Genomic DNA, 23385 nt, shown 5'->3' with positions numbered 1-23385 from the left:
ATAGCCGGGAGCTACGTCATCTGAAGGGCGAATTTGTTCTAATTTTATGTTAACTCTGGCTTCGATTTGGCTGTTAGAACCTTGACGAATCCCGGAGACTTCTAAGCGGGCTTTGGGCGCGATCGCAGTTTACCTAAATTCTTGCGAACCATGACAGCGTTAGGATGATCTGTTTCAAGGTATTGTTCTGCAATCTCTAAAGCTTGCAGATAAAGCGATTCAGCTTCATCAGTTCTCCCTTGAGTTTTGTAGAGCAGTCCTAAATTATTTAGGCTGACCACCACATCAGGATGACGATCGCCCAAAATCTGCCTTCGCAGCTTTAGAGCGTCTTTGTAGAGCGGTTCAGCTTCGCTGTAGCGAGCTTGGGTGTAATACAGTCCTGCCAGATTGTTGAGGCTCAGTGCGACTTGGATATGGTTGTCGCCGAGCGATCGTCTAAAGATATCCAATGCTTGAACATACAAGGGTTCGGCTTCTGCGTAGCGCTTTTGGGCATAGTGAACATTTGCTAAGTTGCTCAGGGCGATCGCAACGGTTGGATGATCGGCACTCAAGCCGTGTTGGTAAATGGCAAGGGCTTGCCGATAGAGGGGTTCCGCTTGAACCGCTTTTCCCTGCACCCAGTACGCCGACGCCAGGTTATTCAGACTAGAGGCGACATCCAAGTGATGCTCTCCCAAGGATTGCTGGCGCAGGGTGAGCGCCTCGACATACAAAGGCTCAGCTTCTCCGTAGCGTCCTTGAGAATAATGAAGACCAGCCAGGTTGCTGAGACTGAGGGCAATCAGGGGATGGCTATCACCCAATGTTTGTTTGAATAGTTTGAGTGCTTGGTGATAGTGGGTTTCGGCTTCGCTGTAGCGTCCCTGCACCCGGTAAAATTCGGCAAGGTTATTTAGACTAACAGCGACATCAGGATGCTGTTCTCCTAGACATTGCTGACGAATGTGGAGTGATTGAATGTGCAGCGGTTCGGCTTCGCTGTAGCGTCCTTGGGAGTCGTAAAGATTGGCTAAATTATTTAGGCTGGTGGCCACATCAATATGGTTTTGTCCGAGGGTTTGCTGCTGAATTTGCAAGGCTTGCTGGTAGAGCGGTTCTGCTTCACTGTAACGCCCTTGAGCTGCATAAAGCTCTGCCAGATTGTTTTGAGCGATCGCAATATCCATATGTCTGTCTCCAAGAAATCGCTGCTGCTGTCTGAGTGCCTGCTGATAAAGCATTTCTGCTTCCGAGTAGCGACTCTGCAATTTGTACAGGTTTGCCAGATTATTAAGATTAGTGGCGATGCTGGGGTGTTCTGCGCCCAGGAGATGCTGTCTGATGGCAAGAGCTTGCTGGAAGAGGGGTTCTGCATCAGCATAACGTCCCTGCGATCGCCAAAGGACTGCTAGATTGTCTGCGATCGCTGCTACTGTCAGATCTACTTCTCCAAATGCTTGAATACTCAAGGTCAGAGATTGCAAATACAGTTGTTCAGCTTCAGGATATTTACCTTGAGTTTGATAAATTTCAGCGAGATTATTGAGTATTGTACCAACTTTCGGATGTTGGTCACCAAACAAGTTTTTATACAAGTAATGTGCTTGCCATAAGAGGTTTTCAGATTCGTTTAAATCTCCTTGGATTTGATTTAAAACCGCTAAATTATTCAGGCAAGTCGCAACATAAAAATGTTCTTCTCCCAAAAGTTTTCTATACAATTCTAACGCCTGTCGATACAGTAGCTCTGCATCACTCAACCGACCTTGAGATTGATAAGTTGTTGCGAGATTATTCAAACTGGAAGCAGTTTCGATGTGGCTTTCACCTAGACGAGCGCGCACAATGAAAAGACATTGTTCATTCCACCTAGCTGAAGCAGCATATTCTCCTTGAAACTCATAAAATCTTCCCAAACTCATGAAGGGGTATATAAAATCATCATCATTCAACCAGTCTTGAAACAAAATGGCTACTTCTGTGATGTGAGGAATCACGGGAGAAAATTCTATAATTTTTTCGCGACTTAAAGGCTGAGGAAGCTTTTTAGCTTCCACGACAATTGCTGAGGAGAAAGCTCGCTTGAGTAGCTCCACTTCCGTTCTTTGTTTGATTTCAACCAGTGGCATGGGATATCCTCACACTAAATTTTTAATTTTCTGTCGCAGCATCGCTAAAGTTTCACGATTCGCAATTGTATCGGGGTGATTTTCACCCAATCTATACTGGCGAATTTCCAATGCTTGCACCAATAAATCTTCAATTTCTACGTAGCGCTTTAAGTGATAGTAAAGTGTCGCTAAGTTTTCAAGGCTCAGAGCTATATCTGGATGGTAAGCTTCTAGTTTTTGTTGGCGGATATGAAGCGAACGCTCGCATATTTTTGTTGCCTCCTCATAACGTTGCTGATAACGGTATAGATACGATAGATTATGAAGAATGAGAGCTACATCAGGATGGTCAACTCCCAGCAATCGCTCCTGAAGTTCTAGAGCTTGGAGATAATAATTTTCTGCCTTTTTGTGCTGTTTTTGACGATTATAAAGATAGGCTAAATTGTTTAAAATCGTGGCAAAGTCAGGATTTTCAGTGGTTTGAGTGCGTTTCCTAATTTCGAGCGCTCGCTGCCAGAGTTGTTCTGCTTGTTCGTAACGTTCTAGATTGCAGTAAAGTGCTGCTAAATTATTCAGACTGGTTGCCGTTGCTGGGTGCGTTTCGCCTAGAACTTGTTCTCTAATCTCTAAAGCTCTTTGATAGTCACGTTCTGCTTCGTCGTAACGCTCCTGAGAATCATATAGACTGGCTAAATTACTTAGAGCTAGGGCAACTTCAGCATGGTTGCTGCCTAGTAAATGTTCTTTGATTTCGAGCGATCGCTGCCACAAAGGTTCGGCTTCTTTGTACCGTCCTTGGCAATAGTACAGCCCAGCCAAATTGTTGAGGCTGATGGCAACATCGTGATGGTCGTTCCCAAGTAATTCCACACGTATCTGTAGGGTAGTTCCCATAAAAGTTTCTGCTTCCTCATAGCGTCCTTGTGCTTGATAGAGGCTGCCCAAATTGCTGAGGATATCAGCTATGCTGGAATTGCGATCGCCCTCCGCTTGTTGAATAATTTCTAGGGCTTGCAAGTAGTAGTTTTCAGCTTGCTCGTATTGACCTTGAGCGTAGTGTAGTGCTGCCAAATTATTTAAGCTAGTCCAGATAGCTGAATCATTCTGCCCCAGGAGGCGTTGTCGCATCTCCAGAGAACGTTGACCAAATTGTTCTGCCTCCTCATAACGTCCTTGGTATGAGTAAATTTCCGCCAAAACATTAAAGCCAGTCGCAATATCTTTATGATTTTCGCCAAACAAACGTTCTAGTATATTTAAAGATTGGCAACATTGAGATTCTGCTTCCTCATAGCGTCCTTGGGTACGATAAAGCAATGCTAGATTGTTGAGGCTAGTGGCAACTTGGTGATGTTCGTTTCCGAAGCGTCTTTGCGTAGCTTCCAAACAACTTTCTAGCCAAAATTCTGCTTCCCGGTAACTGCCCTGCCCTTCGTAAAATCGACCTAAACTGATAAATGGATAGAATAAATCTTCATCGCAAATCCATTCTATAAAAGTTGTGACTGTCTCTGCAACGTGAGGCACTATTGGCGAAAATGCTACAATTTCTTCGCGAATAGGAGATTGGGGAATGCGTTGGGCGTATGCTACCAGTGTTTGACAAAATGCTTGCTTTAGTTGTTCAGTTTCGGTGTTTTGCTTGACTTTCACCAATTATATCCTCTATTTTTTATTCAAAATACCAGTGTATAAAATCTTAAAATTTTCTCTGACTTTTACAGTTTTAGGATGCTCTACCCCCAGTCGTTGCTCATAAATATCTATGGCTTTTTGATACAAAGGTTTAGCTTGGCTGTAGCAGCCTTGCTCTCTATAGAGATTTGCCAAACTATTTAAACTCTGAGCTATATCTGGATGATCGTCAAATCGCATATTTTGTCTAATTTGTAAAGCTTCTTGCAAAAAATATTTAGATTCTTCATACCGTTTTTGAACTCTGTATAGCACCCCCAAATTGTGTAATGTTTCACCCACATCTAAATGGTTATTACCTAATAATCTTTTTCTGATTTTGAGAGATTTTTTCCAGAGTATTTCCGCTCTTTTGTATAATTTTTTATAATAGTAAATAAGAGCTAAGTTGTTTAAGGTTGTGCCTATATGTCGATGTTTATTTCCTAGTAAATTTAGATAAATTTTTAAAGCATTTATTAATAAAGATTCAGCTTCTTTATATCGTTCGTTGATTCTGTAAATTAAGGCCAAATCATTTAGGCTATCAGCTACATCAAGATCGATACACCCCAAAATTTCTTTCCTCATTTCTAGCGCTTGTAATTGAAAATGCTCAGCTTGATTGTATCTCCCGTTAATATAATAAAGATACGCAAGATTATAAAGACTGTTTGCCACATGAAGGTGCTTAAGACCAAAGCGCTTTTGGCTTATAGTTAGGCACTGATTATACCAGTCTTCAGCTTCAATATAGAACCCTTGAGCTTCATATAATCTACCTATACCCTGGAAATGGGTCATTACATAATCATCTTTAAGATAAAGTGTTAGATTGTTTGCAACCTCTTTTAAGTGAGGTATTGTCGGCATAATTTCTGCAATTAAGTCACGAGTAAGTGATTGAGGAATTGGCATTGTCAGTTCTGCCATTCCGGCTGCAAAAGCGTGTTTTAGTTGCTCTGCCTCAGTTCGTTGCTTTATCTTAAGTGGCAACATCAGATTCTCCTTCTAACTTACTCCTAAAAAATTCGCGAATTAGGGAATGCAATCGATAGATTTGCTCCTTTTTCTGTGAAAGTTGAAGTAAATGAAGCTCTAGTAGTTTAGTTCTGGCTTTCTCAAATTCTTCAACATCAAACTCTTTGCTTGCTTCGGAGTTTTCACAATACTTTTGCTCCACAGACTCAGCCAAATACCAAGGAATAGGTGCAGGGGCAAACAAACTCAACAACTTGCCCAAGTGCTGACTATTTTCATTTAATTCATCCCAGCTCAAGTCAAACGCGGCCTCAGCCCCTCGCTCTGCTGTAGATGTGGCTGTTGTCTCTGCTTCTTGCTGAAGTGCATCATGCTTGATTGCCTGCCTTTTTCTGGCTTTCTCTTGCAGCCGAAATAACAAAGTAGATAGGGATAAATCAGTGCGTTTGAGTAAATAACGCCCAACCAACTCGATTCCCAACGGCAGATACTCCAACCACTTGCATAATGTTTTGGCAATCTCTAACTCTTCCTGCACCCGTTCTTCTCCGATCAAAACGGTTAGCAATTCCAAGGACTGTTCTGGAGACAATACATCCAGAGAAAGTGATTGGATGGGCGGGCCAAATTTGAGCCGCGTTGTCATTACAACTTTGAACCGAGTTGATGCATGAGGTGGCAAGTAGGGTTTCACATCGCGACCGTAATTGACTACATCATCCAATATCAGCAACGTTTCCCCTTCCCGCCAGTTGCGCCAGCAGAAGGCAAGTTGGTCAGCAAGTTCTAATCCTTCTGGAATTTTCAGGTTCAGTTGTGATTGGGCAAACCCGATCACTTGGGTGGCAATGTTGAATTCTCTAGCAAATAGCCAGCAAATTCCTCCTGGATAGAAAGATGTGTACTCGCGCGCGTACTGAATTGCTAACTCGGTTTTTCCCACACCGCCCATCCCTTCTACAGCAGAGATGGAAACCAGATTGCCTTCTTGCAACTGCTTGTGCAGTTGCTCCAGTTCCGGTTCCCGCCCAATAAACTTGGCAACACCACTGCGGGGAACGTTATTAGGAATTTCCGCAGGTTGAAGAGACTTCCAGAAAGCGTCCAGAACTTTCTTTAATTTGTCTTCATCAAAATCATGCAGATGAATACCAAGGTTGGCGGTACCACCTTCTTCTACCAACGTTTGAAATGCAAGAGAATCCCCTGAGTTAATTTGGATGATGCGATCGTCAGTCTTCAGACGCTCTACGAGTGCTTCAACTGTAGCAGTGGGATCTGATTGCAGGTTCTCAGCGATCAGCTTTTTCAGTTGCTCAATCAGGTTACTCATCGGCTAATTACTTACCATCGCTATTGTGAATGTGAATCTCGCCAACGTAAGCAGTTCCACCCCGAACGATCGTTTGCCATCCCTTAGAGTTGTCAGAATTCATCTGAGTCATCCCCTTTGCAGGCTTTGAAGTAGAAACTTCTGGTGCTACCTCATGCTTCGGTTCCAGTTTCGCCAACATCTCGAAGGCAAAGGCACTAGCGTGACGGGCAGCTATTTCTTGATAACCCGCCCGATCCACCTTAGCCTTGTTGTTAATCAAATCAGAAATTCCCCGAATCACCATCGCAGACACTTGCTGATTAGCACGGGCTGCATCCAGGAAACCAAATCCTTCCATTTCAACAGCAACTGCATCCCCATAGTTCGATCGCAAAAATTGAAAAACCTCCGATTTCGTAGAGGCAATCACTTTCTCACCGGCCGCTATTGGCGCAACCAAGACGCGCGGGTTTGGCTCAGGAAGAACAGATAATCTTTTCAACCAGTCACTTTTCCTGGCTTCGGCTCTGGCTCGTTGCTCTAGACTATAAGCTGACAAGCCGATTTCCGGTCTAGGCTTAAATGTCTGTTCAGCTTTACCCGACTCATACCCATAGACTTTAGTAGATGCGACAACATCACCGAGGGCTACACCTTTAATTCCCCCAGCTACTCCGACAAAGAGAATAACATCAGGTTTGAAATGGGCGATCGCTCTTTCGGCCTCCCTTGCTGCACCGGGATTGCCGGCTCCTATTTCGACGATACCCACATCCCACGCACCTTTAGACGAGTCGAACTTCCCTCGCTCATAAATCGTCCCCTGCGGATGAATCTCTTCTTCAAGACTGGACAGATGGGCACAAACGGCGAGGTACTCAACTGAGAGAGCAGTCAAGATAACAGCACAGGGCATAGGAGTCTATATAGAGAAGCTTTTATCTATTATGACAAGTTTTTTGGTATTTGGGGATTAAAAACGTCATTTCGATTTGGGATTTGGGATTTTGGCTCGATCGCAACGACTTTCTCCTTACGAAAGTATGCGTAATGTTATGTGTTGTTAAAAGAATCGAGTGAATTATTAGAAGGTCAAGTATATTGGACATCGACCTAATTTAAATATTCAGTTTTGGTCGTACCAAAACTTTGTAATATTTTGCGTACAGGTCGCCAGGAAAAATTACTATGATTTGCAAAAATTTTCAACATTTCAAAGTGCATCTATTACCAAGCGATCGCCCGCCGGAATTTGTACCTACCGAAAAAAAAATGCGATCGCCCAAAACATCCGCTGCGGGAACTGCGATCGGCGCTCTGCTCATCCTGTTAGCACCGCCCGTTCGAGCTGCTAATATTACATTTGTGAGCGATCGCGCTGCATTGGGAGCGAGCGATCGCCTTGATTGGTCGAGTTTAGGGCCAGTCCAGCCGCCGTTCAAAGTATTGCCCAACTCCTTCTGGGCAACCTCCGAAGCAGGACTCGGAATCAGCGTCAATATTCCCCAAGCTACAACCCCAGGAATTACACCGCCTTTAGTTTTTCAAACTTTACCTTCGCCCGGTATTCCTACCAACTTTGCTAACGGCGATTTCATTTTGTTGACCGGTTTAAGGCCAGGCCCGCCGCCAGCACTAGGAAACCCAGGCCCGCTGACAATTACGTTCGATCGCCCTGTAGCCGCAGCAGGGACGCAACTAGCGGTAGATGATACGCTGTTATTCACGGCATCGATCGCGGCATTTGACAGCGCTAATAATTTATTAGGAAGCTTCTCAAGACAAGGAACATCCTCATTAGCACTCGATAATTCGGCTCAGTTTTTCGGCGTTCGCAGCGATGTTGCCAACATTTCGCGGCTCGTCTATAGCAGTTCTGAGGGCGATTCCCTTCGGGATAGCTTCGCTTCACGCGCCTTGGGAATTAATGCCCTCAGTATTGCCGAAGCAGTGCCAGAACCCAGCAATATTGCTGCCACCGCTGTTGCAGGTGCAGGACTGGCTTTATTTGCTTTCAAGCTGAAAAGGATCTCGTTCTCATTGAACAAATAGTTGCACTCAGCCCGATTGGCGATCGCGATCGGGTTTTTATCATTCTATTTTAAAATAATATAAATTGCAAAAAGCATCGCATTTTCTTGAGTTAAGTAGATCGTTGCCAAAAAACCATAGTATCTTTTAGGGGCGGGTGCCGCCTAATAATCTACGATAGAAGCGAGAAGTTCGAGGCAAAACCCGCCCGACTTTGCTTTTTTATATCGAGCGTTAGTCTCGACATAAATCTAGAATGCAGCTAACACAACCAAAAAAAAAGTGCAAGTCACTCGAACGTGCGACTGGTAACTCACAGCTAGCAACTGTTACTAATGAAAAAAGAAACTTAAATCGTTCACAGTCAAAAAAATCTCAGAGTGCATTTCTACCGCTGTATAAATTAATGATAGTGAAATGAGCGAGGTCGCCACAGGTTACGGCTATCTAGTTTCGCCATTCTCACCGTTTACGCAAATGGAGATTTTCCAGTGAATTCACAGAAACAGAGTCGCCAGCACGAAGTTATTTTGACATCTCAAAATCTTGATAAATTCCCAGCAAAAGCTGAAGCTCAAAATTGCGAACATAGCGACACACATTATATTATCGAAGTCACAGGCGATCGCACCGCCTCAGCTCCAGATACTTTAGCACCGATGGTGTCCAAGAATGCGATCGCGAAGGATGGTTGTGTCCTGAGCGCGAGGATGCTCCACCAGATTCAGGCAGAGGAAAATAACCCAGGATTCAGCAAAATTTACCAAATACTCACACAATTCCAGCAAATGTTCGATCGCTTGGGTGCGATCGTTTTGGCTGTAGACGGACAGGTACACTTCATCGCTCAACGCGCCGAACAACTGTTGAGCCAGTATTTTTCATCCCGCGCCCCGCACTCATTACCAGAACGATTACAACATTGGTTCAAGCAACAGATTTCCCGACTTAAATTCAACGACAATGTTCCATCTCGCTGTTTACCGTTGCACGTTCAGCAAGCAGGAAAACAGTTAAGCATCCGTCTGATTCCCGAACCCATCGGCGAGCAATATCTCTTGCTGTTGGAGGAAAAAGAACTGCAAAGATTTTCTATTTCTGGTCTGGAATTGCTAGGACTCACCAAACGCGAAGCAGAGGTTCTTTTCTGGGTTTCCCAAGATAAAAGCAATGCTCAGATTGCTAAAGTTATCGGTTGCACTGAAGGAACAGTGCGAAAACATTTGGAGCACCTTCACTGCAAACTCGGCGTACAAACCCGAACGGCTGCTGTGATGGTTGCTCTGGAAAAGTTAGGGCTGCTGCCCGATTCAGTTGACAGTTGACAGTTGACCGCTTGACAGTTGACAGTTGACCGCTTGAGGGCGACCTCTCCCGGTCAGTCCGAGGATTGGAGGAATGAATAGTCTGATTTTAATTTCTCCCTACAAGGGTTCCGGCTTTAAACCAATTCTTTCTGGTAATTTGTTGCAATTTCTTCACAATCCTATACGCGGATCGTCGTATTGTTGCCCAAGTTTAGGTTGAAGAGAATTAGAGCATACACAAAGCAAACAGCTTCCAATTAGTTGCTGTGAAAGCTGAGGTATTTAATTGACAACAACTCCAACTTAAATTCAGGAGACAAGATTATGGCAAACCATGAAATGATTGAACTCGACTACGATCCGTTGGAATTCCTAGATGGGGAAGGACTAGCCACCGTGGTTAGTTCAGAAGGTGGAGCGGAAGTATCGGCAGCAGATGAGCAGATGGCAGCAACTTTAGAGCTTCATGAAGCCCTGGGCGGTTGCTTTAGCATCGTTGGGCCAGTCGCGATTTGCTATACCAAAGTTGGAGCAGGCTTTAAAGTCTGCTTGAAACTGGCAGGAATTGAGGCAGCCTGCGCCAATATAGGTCTGAATAAGTGCCAGACGCTTCAAGCCAATATCCTTTTAGCAAAGGCATCAATTAAAGTGTGTTTGCAAGGTAAGTGTCTGAAGTATGAGGCACAGGCTTGTTATCGGACAACTCCTTTCTCGTCATGGAAGTGTGTTTCTAAGAGCGGCACGATTATCTGCGTGTAGCTAGCTTTTTCGCCGTAAACCCTGTGCGTGGGGTGTCAGGGGAAACTTCTAAAAAACCGTATTCCGTGTTTGAATCCCAGGACAAAAATCTGGCACGAGAAATGCTAGCTGCTATCTTGTCCAAAGACAAAGCCAGAATCAAAAAAGCTACCCCCTGACATCTACGTTACAACTCATCGGCCCAATAAGTAATCGAAGTCTCTTAGTTATCTAGGAGACTTTTTTTAAGAGTAGATATAGCAATCAATACAGCGGTGAGGACATAAATAACCTCATGAATAGAGCCTATAGCCCATAGCATAAACGGTTTGATTTCCTTACTATGCAACTGTCAACTGTCCACTGTCAACTGTCCACTGCTATACCAGGCGTGCCGCAGACAGATGCTCCCGCCAAAAGTCTTACCACATTGGTTCAAGCAACAGATTGCGAGACTCAGATTCAACGGTAATGTTCCGTCTCGCTGTTTACCCTTGCGCATTCAGCAAGCAGGAAGACTGTTGAGCATCCGGCTGATTCCCGATCCGATTGGCGAGCAATATCTCTTGCTCGAGAGAGGAACAATAACTGCAAGGATTCTCTATGGATGGTCTGGAATTGCTAGGACTCACCAAACGCGAAGCAGAGGTTCTGTTCTGGATTGCCAAAGATCAAAGTAATGCCCAAATTGCTCAAGTTCTCGGTTGCAGTGAAGGCACTGTGCGAAAACATCTCGAGCAGCTTCACTGCAAACTTTACAAACCCGGACGGCTGCTGTGATGGTTGCTCTGGAAAATTTGGGGCTGCTGCCCGAGTGATTTGTTGCAATTTCTTCACAATCCTATACGCGGATCGTCGTATTGTTGCCCAAGTTTAGGTTGAAGAGAATTAGAGCATACACAAAGCATCGCTGTTTCATTCTCACCAATATTGGATGAGTCTGTAAATGATAATTTCGCAGCGATCGGATTAAGCAGTCCTGGACGCATTCAGACCAAAGAAACCGGGTTTTTCGCTGTTATTGAAGGCTAGGATTCACTATTTTCGGAAAAAAAACCGGTTTCTGACCACCCGTGCGTAAGTTGTATTAAGTCAGTTGTGTCAGTCGCCCTGGCAAGCTGAGATTGGGAGCCTGAAACAGCCTTGGGATTAAATAACTCTCTTTGGCAACTAAACGCATTATCCAAAGCTAATTGGCGTCACGAAAAAAACCCGGGTACGATCGGGAGGAGGAGCTCTGAATTTCGGCGATTAAACTTGAATAGGAACCAATTTCAGACAAGCTATCAGAGATTTCTCATCAGAGTCAAACAACCACACACTTAATAAGAGGTATTTTATGTCAGAACAAGCTAGTTTTCCCATTCCAGAAAATGCCCAGGCAGATCGAACGACAGGGCGTTACATTGTTACTTTCCGCGAAGATGCCGTGACAGAAGGGTTGGGTATTCTGAGCGATCGAGCTGGCATCAGGGGGCTGGCCAATGCTGCCGATTTCCCGGAGTCGGCTCTAGACTTGAGCCAACTCGAAGCCACTGGGGGAGCCGTGTTTCCCACTCTCGGCGTGGCTGTCGTCTCCTTGGAGGAAGAAGCTGTTAGCAGCATCATGACATCTGCTGCTGATGATTCCGCTATTTTGGCGATCGAACCTGAGCGCATATTCTACGCCATTGGCGATGGGTTGTCGGCAGATTACCTGGAGGGCTATCGCGATGCGGTGAATCACCTGTACGAGAAAGCCACTAATGCACAGGTAGCAGGACTCGCAGCCAAAGAATGTTTTGCTGATGATATCGAGTCTAGTTGGGGTATAAAGGCAACGAAGGCGATCGACTCTAAGTTGACTGGTAATGGCATGAAAGTTGCCGTGCTGGATACGGGGATGGATTTATTGCATCCGGATTTCAAGGGTCGATCGATCGTGTCGAAGTCTTTCGTACCTGGGGAGGAGGTACAAGATGGCAACAGTCACGGTACGCACTGCATTGGGACAGCCTGCGGATTCAAGGATCTCAACGGCCGCAGGTACGGGATTGCTTACGAATCGACCATTTATGCGGGTAAAGTGTTGAGCAATGCCGGTAGTGGGAATAGTGGCTGGATTCTCGCTGGGATGGAATGGGCGATCGTCAACGGGTGTCAAGTAATCTCGATGTCCCTAGGAAACACTGTTCCCACACCGTCTACTGCGTACGAAACTGTCGGCCGTCGGGCGCTGCAAAATGGGTGTCTGATCGTAGCAGCCGCCGGCAACCACGGGCCTGGAACCGTGGGACAACCAGCCAATAGCGTGTCGATTATGGCTGTTGCAGCCCTCGATAGCTGTCTCAAAGTGCCTGACTTCTCGTGTCCCTCTGGCGGATCGATCGGCGCAAAAGTTAATATCGCTGGGCCAGGAGTGAAAGTATACTCATCAGTGCCTGTGAATAAAGGGCGTTATGCTACCTTCAGCGGCACTAGCATGGCTACACCTCACGTAGCGGGACTCGCTGCCCTGTATGCCCAATGGACTGGTAAACGGGGTTCTCAACTTTGGCAGTTGCTCACTTCCCATGCTATGGCACTACCATTACCAAACGATCGAGTTGGAAGTGGGTTGCTGCAAGCTCCGTAATCATTTCATGTCCGCTAAAACAACCAGAAAAAAATGGTTTGTAGTAAGGACTTTAGTCCTCTAAAACAACCATAAAAAATGGTTTGTAGTAAGGACTTTAGTCCTCTAAAACCACCATAAAAAATGGTTGGTAGTAAGGACTTTAGTCCTCTAAAAAAATCATAAAAAATGGTTGGTAGTAAGGACTTTAGTCCTCTAAAAAAATCATAAAAAATGGTTGGTAGTAAGGACTTTAGTCCTCTAAAAAAATCATAAAAAATGGTTTGTAGTAAGGACTTTAGTCCTCTAAAACAACCATAAAAAATGGTTTGTAGTAAGGACTTTAGTCCTCTAAAAAAATCATAAAAAATGGTTTGTAGTAAGGACTTTAGTCCTAATCCATGACGCTTGACTCTGCGTCCTGATTACAAAGCAATCTTAGTATGGTCGTTATCTTCAGACATGATATCATATCAGATCCGATGGATTGACCATAACAAAAACGGAACGCACGTGCGGACTTCAGTCCGCATAATGCTGCGGACTGAAGTCCGCACTACAAACCAATCTTATTGTGGTCAATCCATCGGACATGATATCGCCAGATCGATCGCCCGCAACGGCAGCAGTTCCTGTGGGTAGAAGGTGGTGAAAGTGCGATCGCAAACCTCCTTCTACAAACACAATTCACTCTCATTGAACGATACAGTAGGGACAATAGCTCAATGGATTTAGCCCAAAGGAGGCTGAATATGTCTGACGAACAAGTAGAGCGCATCATAGTGACTGTTGACGACCAAAACTTATCGGTAATTCAATCTGTTGTCACTGCCTTAGAGTCGGCGGGAATGAAAGTCGATGAGGTGCTACCTGTGACTGGCATCATTACTGGAGAAGTTTCTCAGTCGAAACTAGAAGGACTAAAGAGTGTAAAGGGCGTCGCTAATGTCGAGATAGAGCAAGAAATGCAGGCAATTTAAACCAATCATTTAGGGGTTGGTAAATCCATTTTTGCCAATCCCAAATACCGCACGCCTTCGGGCGTTACGTCAAACCGGCAAGGCAAAACTTCCACACCTTCACTGATGGCCTGTCTGAACAATTCTCCGTAAAGGCGATCGGCACTATCGCCCGGAGCAAAATCCGTACAATCGCCGCGATTAATAAAATACAGCATTACAGCCCTCGAACCCTGCCGCACCACCTCAATCAATTCTCTCAAATGTTTCTGTCCCCTCTCCGTCACTGTATCGGGAAATAAAGCCAACGTATCTTTGACCCAAGTTGTATTTTTGACTTCCAGAAAAATCGGTTTTTCCCCACCTGTCAGCCAAAAATCAACTCGACTTTTTTTATCTTTTCCGTAAGCAACCTCCGGCTGAATTAAACTGTAATTGCCCAACTCGGGAAACAAGCGCAATTCCAAAGCTAATTTAGTAACTCGATTGGGCAGCCCCGTATTAACTCCCACCCAAGTTGGGACAGTATCGCAAACTTTAATTAATTCCCAAGTATAAGCCAACTTGCGTTTGGGATTGTCGCTGGGAGATACTAGCACTGGATTGCCGGGAATATAAACACCAGTCATCGGGCCAGTATTCGGACAGTGGGCGGTGATAATTTCTCCCGAATCTAATTCGATTTCTGCGAAAAATCGCTTGTACCGCTTGATGAGAGTTCCGGGCCAAAGTGGAGGATATTTGTAAATTAATTCGTTCATTAGTTATGAGTCATTAATCATTGGTCATTGGTCATCGGTCATTAGTCATTGGTCATTAGTCATTGGTCATTAGTCATTGGTCATTGGTCATTGGTTCTTAGTCTTTAGATATGTTGCAAAAATTGCAACTTATCTTGAAGTGCATCTGCGTTAATCTGTGTTTATCTGCCTAGCATCTGCGGTTAACTTTTCAATCAGATATTCATCCAATAAGTCTATTCAAATCCTAACTTTGTTGACCTTGCATCAACTGTGTCATCTTCACTTTAAAAGCTTCCACCAGTTCGGGACTGGCTTGTGTTTGTTGCCAAGAAGGGCGGGAATTTAAGCGATCGCACCAAGCCTGCAATTTGGGGTAATTGTCCAACGACAGACCTAGTTCGGGCAGCCAAGGCACGGAAACGCCAGCCACAACATCCGCGAGGGTAATCGTACTGCTGCTGCCAAAAAAAGGTTTATCCCCCAACAAATCCTCAAAAAACCTCAATACCGTCGCCACTTGCTGCCCTGATTTTTCCAGCTTTTGGGGGTCGCCCGCGCCGCCGAAACTCTGGCGGACAAAGGGACTCAGCGCTGGTGACAACTCGTTGACTGTGACCATTTCTACCATGCGGACGATCGCCAAATCCCGAGCATTTTGCGGCAATAGGGCGATCGCCGGATACTTAGCTTCCAGATAATCAAGCATCGCCAAACTTTCTATTAAATGAAAATCGCCATCAGCCAAAACCGGAATGTGGTGAAAAGGGCTTATTGCCAAAAAATCTGGTTGAAACTGATCGCCGTTTAATTTCACCGACACCAATTCAAACTCAATCTCTTTTTCCAGCAAAGCAATCCAGACGCGCCGAGCATTCGTAGACAGCGGATTATAATAAAGTTTCAGCAAGGTCAAAGCTCCTAACAGTCAAACTACTAAAATTTGGGGAGTTACTAGAGCGAATTAACGCCAAAAAATGATAGTATCCGTAGGGTGTGTCGCCATTGACAATCCCTAAATTTGACAGACAATCTCACAGATCCGCACCAGACCAAATAGTTAAGGAAACAAATCCCACATTTTTTGTAGCAATACTTTTTAGAAATGGTATTACTAGAGCGAATTAACGCCAAAAAATCATAGCACGAAACCCAGGCACATATAAAAATTCACAATTCATGTTATGATTTTCCAGATTTGCTATTAAACTTAGTGAAGCCTTTTAGCACTAGCATTTGTAACCATTTGTGTCTGAAACCCAGAAGCCCTCTCGTTCCCTAGCAGGGATTGCCGGCATTGTCGCAGTCGCCACTCTGATTAGCAAAGTCTTCGGATTGGTACGCCAAATTGCGATCGCAGCAGCCTTTGGAGTCGGTGTCGCCGTCGATGCCTACAACTACGCCTACGTCATCCCCGGTTTCCTATTTATTTTGCTGGGAGGGATTAACGGGCCGTTTCACAGCGCGATCGTCAGCGTTTTAGCCCGCCGCGACAAAAAAGAAGCTGCACCCTTAGTCGAGACAATCACCACGTTAGTTGGCGGCATATTGCTGTTGGTGACAATCGCTTTAATTATTTTTGCCGATCGGGCGATCGATTTAGTAGCACCAGGATTAAATAGAACAGCAGAAGGTTTAGAAATCCAAGCAATAGCCGTCCAACAATTTCGGATTATGGCGCCGATGGCATTACTTTCCGGCTTAATCGGCATTGGTTTCGGCACACTCAACGCCGCCGATATGTATTGGCTTCCTTCGATCAGCCCTTTATTTTCCAGCGTTGCACTTGTCGGCGGTTTAGGAATTCTCGCGCTGCAACTCGGAGACAAAATAACTCAGCCACAATACGCATTAATCGGCGGCTTAGTGTTAGCTTGGGGAACTTTAGCGGGAGCAGTTTTGCAGTGGTTAGTGCAACTGGTAGCACAATGGCGCGCCGGATTGGGAAAATTGCGTTTGCGGTTTGATTTTAAACGCCCCGGAGTACAAGAAGTAATTAAGGTAATGGTTCCTGCTACTTTATCCTCAGGAATGTTGCAAATTAATGTTTATACAGATTTGTTTTTCGCATCCTACATCCCTCAAGCTGCATCTGCAATGGGTTACAGCGGCTTGTTAGTCATGACTCCTTTAGGCATTATTTCTAATGTAATTTTAGTACCATTTTTGCCAATTTTTTCTCGCCTTGCCGAACCCAAAGACTGGCCGGAATTAAAAAATAAAATTCGTCAAGCTTTAATTTTGACTGGACTGACGATGCTGCCGCTAAGTGCTTTAATGGTAACACTTGCCGGGCCGATCGTCCGCATTGTTTACGAACGCTATGCTTTTAATCAGTCAGCCTCCCAGTTTGTCACGCCCCTATTAATGGCTTACGGTATTGGAATGTTTGTGTATTTGGGCCGCGACGTTTTGGTACGGGTATTTTACGCTTTGGGAGATGGGGAAACGCCTTTTCGTGTCAGTATTATCAATATCTTTTTAAACGGACTGCTGGATTATTTGTTAGTAGGAGCTTTCGGCGCGCCCGGATTAGTATTGGCGACGGTGGGAGTGAATCTGATTTCGACGATTATGTTTTTGTACTTATTAGATAAAAAACTGGGTGGCCTGCCTTGGGGGGAGTGGAGTTTGCCCTTTTTGGGGTTAGCTTCTGGTAGTTCACTAACCGCTTTTGTTTCCTTGGCTACTTTGCAAGGCTGTCAAAGAGTTTTGGGTACTGAAGGTTTGGTAATTCAATTAGTGCAGTTAGGTGTGGCAAGTTTGGCAGGATTGGGAGTTTTTGCCATTTTTGTGAATCAGATGAAGTTACCGGAAGTTGAGATGTTTGTCGATCGCATTCGCGGCCGTTTTGGGAAGTAATATAGTTTCCGTTAGCATCTGATTTGTAGGGGCGGGTTCGCCAGCCATTCATGGTAAAAATGAATAATCTTGTCAACCCGCCCCCACCCAACAAACAATCAAAATGTACGGTGAATTCATGGGTAAAATATTGATGTAAATATCATCAACCAATTTGTAGGGGCGGGTTCGCCAACCATATATGGTAAAAATAAATAATCTTGTCAACCCGCCCCCACCCAACAAACAATTACAATGTACGGTGAATTTGTGGATTAAATGTCCATGTGAATAATCGCGGGGATGGGGCGGGTTTTGGTAGATTGTTTGTGGGTTTCATAGATATTGGCGAACCCGCCCCTACAGGATTTGGGGATGTTTTTTGTGAATTATCACCCAGCATCAATCAAAATGTACGATCGCTCAAATTTGTCCTCATCTCCTTAACGGTTGCTATATTTGCGATCGCCCCACCGCCCCACCATTCCCTAATTCACCCTGTATAAATACTCAACAAAATATCAAGAATTGTAAATAAGCGACCGAAAACACAGACAGTGCGATCGCACTTTGCTAATTTCCTATTATCCAAAAGCCTAGGGTGCCATCAGCTACGAGATAGAAATTGCAATTCGAGCGATCGAATCGATTTTTTGCTGCTCAAAAACCACTCATTCTACCGGAAGCACAAACAGATGAAAACCCTAGCACAAGTTAACAAAAAAAATCCTTTTGTAGGTTTCACAAGCAACCAACCAAGAGAAATAGTCATCCTTGACCCCACAGTACCCGACAGCCACCACCTAGTCGAGGGAATCGAACCAGACACAGAAACCTACATCCTCAACAGCCAGCCCAATGCGATCGAGCAAATCACCACACTCCTAGCTCAGCATCAAGACATTGCAGCCCTGCACATCATCTCCCACGGTGCTCCAGGCCACATCCAACTCGGCAATACCCAGTTAAACAGTCAAACTCTCCCCCACTACAGCCAGCAGATCCAACAGTGGCGAAACAGCCTCACAGCCGATGCCGAAATCATCATTTACGGGTGTAACGTCGCCGCCACAACCGATGACTTCACAACCGACAACCAAAAACCAAACCACCAACCAACAACCCATCCGCTACAAAATCCGCTACAAAATCCGCTGCCGAACTTCCTCCATCAACTCCACCAACTCACAGACGCAAAAATCGCCGCCAACCCCCACCCCACAGGCAACAGCAAACTCGGCGGCAACTGGAACATCTCCCAACTCATCCCCCCATCGCCCCAAAGGCCCAAACTTGCGATCGTAGAAACCACCCTCAAAACCTACAGCGGCATCCTGGGCTTCGCCACCAAAGTAGACTTCCCCACTGGGAGTTTCCCCATTTCAGTCAGCATCGGCGACTTCAACGGCGACGGGAAACCAGATGTAGCAACGGCGCACCGCTTCAGCTACACCACCTCGATCCTGCTCAACACAACTACAACAGGCGCCACCACCCCCACCTTCGCCCCCAAAGTAGACTTCCCCATTGGGAGTAGCCCCAATTCAGTCAGCATCGGCGACATCAACGGTGACGGGAAACCTGACTTAGCTGTGGCGAACGGTACCAGCGCCACCACCTCGATCCTGCTCAACACAACTACAACAGGCGCCACCACCCCCACCTTCGCCCCCAAAGTAGACTTCACCACTGGGAATCTCCCCTTTTCAGTCAGCATCGGCGACATCAACGGCGACGGGAAACCAGACTTAGCAACGGCGAACAATAGCTTCACCGCCTCCATCCTGCTCAACACCAACTCTCAAGTTACTGCTGTCACCGCCACCACTCCCGATGGCAGCTACGGCGTCGGTGCCACGATCGCCATCACCGTCACCTTCGATCAAAATGTCACAGTCACCGGCACACCCCAACTCCAACTAGAAACCGGCACAACAGACCAATTTGCCAACTACGCCTCCGGTAGCGGCACTACAGCCCTCACCTTCAACTATGTAGTCCAAGCCGGAGACACCTCCGCTGACTTAGAATACCTCTCCACCACTGCCCTCACCCTCAACGGCGGCACAATTAAAGATAATTTGACTGCAAATGCCGATTTAACCCTTCCCGCCTTAGCCTCGCCTAACTCCCTCGGCGGTAGCAAGGCCATAGTTATCGATCCAGCCTTAGTTGATAGCATTCCACCCACAGTTGCCTTAACATCAACTTCCCCGGCAACAGTCAACGGTTTATTTAGCGTCACCGCTACCTTTAGTGAAAATGTCACTGGGTTTGATAATACCGATCTCACCGCAGCCAATGCTACTGTCAGTAATTTTGTGACTGTTGATGCGAAAACTTACACCTTTGATCTCACTCCCAGTGCTAGCGGTAATGTCACAGTTGATGTCCTGGCTGCGAAAGCTACTGATAATGCGGGCAATAATAATACCGCTGCAACTCAACTAATTCGTACTGCCGATATTACCTTACCAACCGCTAGTTTAACTCAGGTTAGTGAAATTAGCACAGCAGGTGGCACGGCTCAACAATTGTTAGTAACTTATAGCGATAATACTGGCATTGACCTGAGTAGCATTGATGATAGCGACATCAAAATCAATGGCAGCATTCCCGTCACGAAAGTCAGTGTTGATAACAATATTAATGGTACACCGCGTACCGTCACTTATTCATTTACGCCGCCTGGTGGAACTTGGGATATTGCAGATAATGGAACTTACACAGTAAATTTGCAAGGCGCTCAAGTTAAGGATACAGTTGGGAATTTTGCAAGTCCTGGTAGTTTAGGAAATATTGTTGTTAATATTCCAACACCAACTCCAACACCAACTCCAACTCCAACACCAACTCCAACGCCAACTCCAACTCCTAACAACCAACTGCCGATCGTCAATAATCCAATCTGGGATCAAAGTCGTGCTACAGGGTTTTCTAGCAATACCGCCTTTGTCTTTGCTGCCAACACTTTTCTCCCAGCAAATCCGGGCAATACTATCACCTATACAGTCACCGCCCTAGATAATAATACTGTCGCCGAAGGACAAGATTATACTTGGACGCTAGGCGCAAATGGAGGTAACTACAAGCGGAAAACAGAAACTGCTTCCGTAGCTACTCTTCCGGGAATATTTGACGGGCCGAATCCTGCGCTCAAATTTGACCCGACTACCCGCACTCTCAGTCAAGTACCGGGAAATAATTTACCTTTGCCGCAATGGGTAGAAGTGAAAGGTACTGACAATAATGGTAAGAGTGTCAGCGAATTATTGCACCTTCAAGGCTGGAGTTGCACGGGTTTTGTCATAGACGACTATATTGCCGGCGCTAATGTCTTCTTTGATGCCAACAAAAATGGCATCGCCGATCCTAGCGAACCGAAAGGGACAAGTGACAGTAAAGGCGCATTTGCTTTTGATATTCCTTTGAGCAGTTTTGACACGAATAAAAATGGCAAAATTGACCCCAGTGAAGGTAATTTAGTCGCCTTGGGCGGCACTGATATCGGTACGGGTTTACCCTTAGAAACTCCGCTCAAAGCGACACCAGATGCAGTTGTCATTACTTTACTGACTAGCATTTTAGCTGAATTAGCCGATCGCGGTTTAAGCGTCAACGAGGCTAATGCCAAACTCACTAGCGCCTTGAATATCCCCAGCGACATAGCCATTAATTATGTCGATCCGATCGCAGCTACCAAAGGACAACAGCCCGGTGCTAAAGCAGAATTAAGCGCGATGCTGCAAATCCAAAACTCGATTACTCAAATTGCGGGATTAATTGAAGGTGCCAGCAGTCTGAGTATGGGTGATGCTGTCAAGCAAATAGTGAGTACGATCGCCGATCGCATTTTAACAGGAGGAACCTTAGATTTAACCAAACCCGAACAAGTCGCAGCCTTAGGTGCCCAAGTAGCTGATCGCGTCAAGGCGATCGATCCAAATTTTAACACCCAAGAGATCTTAGTGGCGGCACCTGCACTAGCCCAAGTAATCGCAGCATCCAATCAACGGATCGTAAGTGCGATCGCCAATAATACCGATATCACACAACTGCAAAAACAAATAGCAGCAGTCCAAAAAATTGCTTTAGGTGAAACAACTCAAGACTTGAAGGCATTTGGTGCCGGTCAAAAAACCCTTGAGGCTTTAGTTGCAGAAAACACGGGTGCAGCCTTAGACGAACAAATTTTGACTGGTGGTAATAATCCAACGACTCCAACTCCAACAACTCCAACTCCAACAACTCCAACTCCAACTACTCCAACTCCAACCACTCCAACTCCAACAACTCCAACTCCGACGACTCCAACTCCAACGACTCCAACTCCGACGACTCCAACTCCCATAAAAACTCCAGTCACTCCAACACCAACACCAACACCAACTCCAATACAAACTCCAGTCACTCCAACACCAACACCAACTCCAATACAAACTCCTGTCACTCCAACACCAACACCAACTCCAACTCCAATACAAACTCCAGTCACTCCAACACCAACACCAACTCCAATACAAACTCCAGTCACTCCAACACCAACACCAACTCCAACTCCAATACAAACTCCAGTCACTCCAACACCAACAACAACTCCAATACAAACTCCAGTCACTCCAACACCAACACCAACTCCAACTCCAATACAAACTCCAGTCACTCCAACACCAACAACAACTCCAATACAAACTCCCACACCAACTCCAACACCGCCGCCCCCGCTACCGACAACTTTACCGACAGGGGAAGTACAAATTGCGATCGCAACCCCAAAACCATCGGTATCGAGTAATACGCGATCGGGTTTACCAGAAAACACCCAATTAGGCGATGTTTACCTGCTAACAGATAGCAACGATAGCAGCATCCCGCCAGAAGCATTAGGTTTAACCGTATTTGCCCTTTCTGGTAACGACTCCTTAACAGGCTTGCGATCGGCAGATACCTATTTTGGCAATCAAGGAGAAGATACACTGCTAGGTGAAGGTGGTGACGATCGACTATTTGGCGGTAAAGGTTCAGATTCGATCGATGGCGGCATTGGCAACGATTTTCTTAGCGGGAATAATGACAACGATATCCTGCTAGGTGGTGATGGCGATGATACATTGCGCGGAGGCAAGCAAGATGATATCTTATTAGGCGGTGCGGGTAACGATGTTTTGAATGGCGATCCGGGTTTTGATATCCTCACAGGTGGCGCGGGAGGCGATCGTTTTGTCTTGCAAGATCCGGTTACTCAACTATCTCAAGCCGATCTGATTGCTGACTTCACTGCCGATGATAAAATTCAGTTAATTGATATCACATTCAGTCAACTAACTTTTGAGTCAGTTAGTGTCATCTTAGATGGTGCGAGTGCTGTAACATCAACCGCTATCAAATTTGGGAATGACTACTTGGGAATAGTTTATAATGTGAAGCCAACGGCTCTTAATAGTAGTTCTTTCTTGTAAGATGGAAGAGTGATATTTTGCCCGATCGACCGCGATCTGGTAGGGGCGGGTTCACCAACCATCTTGGATTCACATCCCAAATATTCATAAACCCGCCCCCACCCAACCAACCAACCCCGCGACGAAAACAGGTTTATCGGTATCTGCGCTAAGAGGGGGCGGGTTTATGAATCCTGCGAAAAGATGACGGAAATTTCGGCGAACCCGCCCCTACAAAATCGCGGTAGATCGGTCGATTCGATTACCCCTAATCTGGTAGGGGCGGGTTCACCAACCATCTTGGATTCACATCCCAAATATTCATAAACCCGCCCCCACCCAACCAACCAACCCCGCGACGAAAACAGGTTTATCGGTATCTGCGCTAAGAGGGGGCGGGTTTATGAATCCTGCGAAAAGATGACGGAAATTTCGGCGAACCCGCCCCTACAAAATCGCGGTAGATCGGTCGATTCGATTACCCCTAATCTGGTAGGGGCGGGTTCACCAACCATCTTGGATTCACATCCCAAATATTCATAAACCCGCCCCCACCCAACCAACCAACCCCGCGACGAAAACAGGTTGATCAGTATCTGCGCTAAGAGGGGGCGGGTTTATGAATCCTGCGAAAAGATGACGGAAATTTCGGCGAACCCGCCCCTACAA

17 protein-coding genes are annotated in these 23385 nt (G+C 45.7%); 9 read left to right on the top strand and 8 right to left on the bottom strand.

Annotated features, from left to right (window positions below; all coding sequences use genetic code 11):
• Positions 1–101: 101 nt before the first annotated feature.
• From QUB64_RS16830 to QUB64_RS16810, 5 genes are read right to left on the bottom strand one after another with little or no spacing between them, the layout of a single operon-like run.
• Positions 102–2114: a tetratricopeptide repeat protein gene (locus tag QUB64_RS16830; protein ID WP_333269783.1), complete on the bottom strand. Its 2013-nt coding sequence runs from the start codon at positions 2112–2114 to the stop codon at positions 102–104.
• 9 nt (positions 2115–2123) lie between these two features.
• Positions 2124–3752 carry a tetratricopeptide repeat protein gene (locus tag QUB64_RS16825; RefSeq protein WP_333269779.1) on the bottom strand — a complete coding sequence of 543 codons (1629 nt, stop codon included), beginning with the start codon at positions 3750–3752 and terminating at the stop codon, positions 2124–2126.
• A 12-nt stretch (positions 3753–3764) separates the two neighbouring features.
• Positions 3765–4772, bottom strand: coding sequence for a tetratricopeptide repeat protein (locus tag QUB64_RS16820; protein ID WP_333269777.1), 1008 nt, complete (start codon positions 4770–4772; stop codon positions 3765–3767).
• Positions 4759–6087 (bottom strand): NB-ARC domain-containing protein, encoded by a 1329-nt coding sequence (locus QUB64_RS16815; protein WP_333269774.1) that lies wholly within the window; start codon positions 6085–6087, stop codon positions 4759–4761. The genes QUB64_RS16820 and QUB64_RS16815 overlap by 14 nt, the downstream gene beginning before the upstream one ends.
• Before the next feature lie 7 nt (positions 6088–6094).
• On the bottom strand, positions 6095–6967 hold the full coding sequence (locus tag QUB64_RS16810; protein ID WP_333269771.1) for a 5'-methylthioadenosine/S-adenosylhomocysteine nucleosidase family protein: 873 nt from the start codon (positions 6965–6967) through the stop codon (positions 6095–6097).
• A 290-nt stretch (positions 6968–7257) separates the two neighbouring features.
• Here QUB64_RS16810 and QUB64_RS16805 point away from each other — a divergent pair, with 290 nt between their 5' ends.
• The 5 genes from QUB64_RS16805 to QUB64_RS16785 all read left to right on the top strand — a co-directional run bounded on the left by QUB64_RS16805 (position 7258) and on the right by QUB64_RS16785 (position 12759).
• A complete protein-coding gene (locus QUB64_RS16805) occupies positions 7258–8121 on the top strand; it encodes a hypothetical protein (RefSeq protein WP_333269767.1) in 864 nt (287 codons plus the stop codon).
• A 470-nt stretch (positions 8122–8591) separates the two neighbouring features.
• The gene (locus tag QUB64_RS16800; protein WP_333269764.1) at positions 8592–9425 is read left to right on the top strand and encodes a helix-turn-helix transcriptional regulator; all 834 of its coding nucleotides are present in this window, start codon (positions 8592–8594) and stop codon (positions 9423–9425) included.
• Positions 9426–9731: 306 nt separating this feature from the next.
• Positions 9732–10166 carry a hypothetical protein gene (locus QUB64_RS16795; RefSeq protein WP_333269761.1) on the top strand — a complete coding sequence of 145 codons (435 nt, stop codon included), beginning with the start codon at positions 9732–9734 and terminating at the stop codon, positions 10164–10166.
• 582 nt (positions 10167–10748) lie between these two features.
• Positions 10749–10925 (top strand): response regulator transcription factor, encoded by a 177-nt coding sequence (locus QUB64_RS16790; protein ID WP_333269759.1) that lies wholly within the window; start codon positions 10749–10751, stop codon positions 10923–10925.
• 559 nt (positions 10926–11484) lie between these two features.
• Entirely contained in the window at positions 11485–12759 is a 1275-nt protein-coding gene (locus QUB64_RS16785; protein WP_333269756.1) for a S8 family serine peptidase, read from the top strand.
• 501 nt (positions 12760–13260) lie between these two features.
• Here QUB64_RS16785 and QUB64_RS16780 read toward each other — a convergent pair.
• Complete coding sequence (locus tag QUB64_RS16780) at positions 13261–13422, bottom strand: hypothetical protein (RefSeq protein WP_333269754.1); 162 nt, start codon at positions 13420–13422, stop codon at positions 13261–13263.
• Positions 13423–13463: 41 nt separating this feature from the next.
• On the opposite strand from QUB64_RS16780, the gene QUB64_RS16775 reads away from it, so the two are divergent.
• On the top strand, positions 13464–13718 hold the full coding sequence (locus tag QUB64_RS16775; protein WP_333269752.1) for a hypothetical protein: 255 nt from the start codon (positions 13464–13466) through the stop codon (positions 13716–13718).
• A 5-nt stretch (positions 13719–13723) separates the two neighbouring features.
• Here the strand turns inward: QUB64_RS16775 and sfsA are convergent, their stop codons facing one another.
• Both sfsA and QUB64_RS16765 read right to left on the bottom strand, forming a co-directional pair.
• Complete coding sequence (gene sfsA / locus QUB64_RS16770; RefSeq protein ID WP_333269749.1) at positions 13724–14458, bottom strand: DNA/RNA nuclease SfsA; 735 nt, start codon at positions 14456–14458, stop codon at positions 13724–13726.
• 226 nt (positions 14459–14684) lie between these two features.
• Positions 14685–15347 carry a glutathione S-transferase family protein gene (locus tag QUB64_RS16765; protein WP_333269746.1) on the bottom strand — a complete coding sequence of 221 codons (663 nt, stop codon included), beginning with the start codon at positions 15345–15347 and terminating at the stop codon, positions 14685–14687.
• Positions 15348–15685: 338 nt separating this feature from the next.
• Between QUB64_RS16765 and murJ the strand changes: the two genes are divergently transcribed.
• The 3 genes from murJ to QUB64_RS16750 all read left to right on the top strand — a co-directional run bounded on the left by murJ (position 15686) and on the right by QUB64_RS16750 (position 22737).
• Positions 15686–17299: a murein biosynthesis integral membrane protein MurJ gene (gene murJ / locus QUB64_RS16760; RefSeq protein WP_333269743.1), complete on the top strand. Its 1614-nt coding sequence runs from the start codon at positions 15686–15688 to the stop codon at positions 17297–17299.
• A 266-nt stretch (positions 17300–17565) separates the two neighbouring features.
• On the top strand, positions 17566–17784 hold the full coding sequence (locus QUB64_RS16755) for a hypothetical protein (protein ID WP_333269740.1): 219 nt from the start codon (positions 17566–17568) through the stop codon (positions 17782–17784).
• A 189-nt stretch (positions 17785–17973) separates the two neighbouring features.
• A complete protein-coding gene (locus QUB64_RS16750) occupies positions 17974–22737 on the top strand; it encodes a DUF4347 domain-containing protein (RefSeq protein ID WP_333394135.1) in 4764 nt (1587 codons plus the stop codon).
• The last annotated feature ends 648 nt before the right edge of the window (positions 22738–23385 follow it).

Origin of the sequence: Microcoleus sp. Aus8_D2, assembly GCF_036702665.1 — a bacterium.
Classification (GTDB): Bacteria; Cyanobacteriota; Cyanobacteriia; order Cyanobacteriales; family Microcoleaceae; genus Microcoleus.
Note: the sequence above shows the minus strand (reverse complement) of the source record. Positions and strands in the feature narration are given on the sequence as shown.